A 1,866-nucleotide genomic window follows, 5' to 3' on the forward strand; every position below is an offset into this window, starting at 1 on the left:
GGTAATGTAAACTAGAGTGTGGTCTAGGAAAATGACGCTTTAAACTAGAGAGTGGCAAGGAAATAAACAAACAACAGCTAAATCTAGAGTGAGAAAAAATATTTTAGAAATAGCTGGGGTAAAAGAGGAGGAAAGAGTGAGAAATTCTTTCCTTTTTTCTATATTCCTGATAAATTCAGGTGAATGAAAAGTCACTACTAAATAAGGGCCAATTTATAAGCTATACCCATTTCTTACCTACATTACTCTTACCTTAGTTACAGCCGGAGTGTTGAAATAAAAACAGATGATAAATGTACATGAAGAATAGTAGAATCAGTACCTGAAATCATCTGTTTTTTTGTAGGCCGAGAAAAGAGTCAACTTATTTTAATTTTTATCATTTGTATATTTATCAGATTTTAAACGATTATTGATTGAATAAAATGTTTTTTTATTAAGAGATAGCAGGCAGCGTTTTCTAAATCGGGTGAAATTAGTGACACCATTAGAAATCGCTAAATAGGTTTTGATTTGTCCATTGATATTCTCTGAAAGAGCATTACTGAGCTTTCGATCATCAAAAGGTCTTTGGAATGAATTCAAAATTTCTTTTTTCCAATGCACGAGAAGTTCCACAAACTCTGCGTATTCAGAGAGATCTGCTTCTTTGAAAGCATTCAAGACAGTTTGAAACCATGCTTCACAATTCTCTTCTGTGCCATGATCATTAAAATTTTTATACATCACTTTTAAACGATACCCAAGAGCTAAGTTCTCACTGATATCAAGAATCATATCTTGTAAGTCACGTTTGTTCAGTTTTTTCTTGAACCGTTGATTATAAATGGGTTCATTATCTAAGAAAACGTCTTTTTCAATCAGATCCTTCCAACTCTTTAGAAGATAATAACTATCACTGCCATATTCTAATTGATACAGGATATTAAGACGAATCCGGGTAAAAGCATCCCCTAAATGCTTCACTACATGAAATGGATCTACAGCGATAATGGCATTTTTAAGATATCTGTGAACAACGTCTTTATAGGGTTCCCACATATCAATGGTAACGAAACGAACAGTCTTTCTTTCTTCTTCCGGGATTCTTTCAAAATAGTGCTGTAATTCTTTTTTAGAGCGGGAGGGAAGAATTTCAAATAAAGAACGATTCACATTATCCACCATAACGCATAAGTAAGAAGAATCAGATTGTTTGGCCATTTTAGAATGGATTTCATCAATGCCTATCGATACAGGCAAATGAATTCGAGGGATATTAACGAAACTGTCAAAGTAACGCTGAACTTGTGTAACAGAAATATGATTGGCATCAGCGACCATTTTATAGGTGTAATTGAGATTGGATAAAGAAACCATGATATTATTGAGAGCCAGATAAGAATTTTTAAAATTCGTGAAAGAAAAAGGATTGGGACCAGAGAAGGTACGAAGACATTCATTACATTGATACCGATTATTTTTGAAAACGATAACACATTTTCTGTCGGTCAGTTTAGGATGGTTGATCACTTTCGGCTTAGAATAGCCATTTAAGTGAGTGATTCCATGGCAGAAAGGGCAAGGGATACGTTGAGGGATAAGAGAAATATGAAGCTGAGTCAAGGTAGGAGAAGAAGAGACAGAGATATTTTTAATCATCTTCTTGTCTAAATTAAATAAATCTGTGATAAAATCATACATAGGTTAAGGCCTCCTTCGTGTCAATTTTCTCGGCAAAAGAATCATAACACGAAGGTTTTTTTATGGCAAAAAAGGAAACCACACAAAAAGTTAAAGGCTACCACACACAACGTTAGATAGGTAAAAAAATGGCCACACATAAGTTTATAGGTATGCCACACCCACACACTAATTTAAAGCGCC

At 34.2% G+C, this 1,866-nt stretch carries 1 protein-coding gene; it reads right to left on the reverse strand.

Features of this window, described 5'->3' with window-relative positions; genetic code table 11:
• Positions 1-369: 369 nt before the first annotated feature.
• Entirely contained in the window at positions 370-1,683 is a 1,314-nt protein-coding gene (locus tag DAHG_RS00015; RefSeq protein WP_022936290.1) for an ISL3 family transposase, read from the reverse strand.
• Positions 1,684-1,866: the final 183 nt, after the last annotated feature.

Source organism: Dielma fastidiosa, from assembly GCF_000313565.1.
GTDB lineage: Bacteria > Bacillota_I > Bacilli_A > Erysipelotrichales > Erysipelotrichaceae > Dielma > Dielma fastidiosa.

What these genes read in the sequence shown, in the direction of transcription:
- DAHG_RS00015 (WP_022936290.1), bottom strand. Translation starts at nt 1,683, where the DNA reads ATGTATGATTTTATCACAGATTTATTTAATTTAGACAAGAAGATGATT.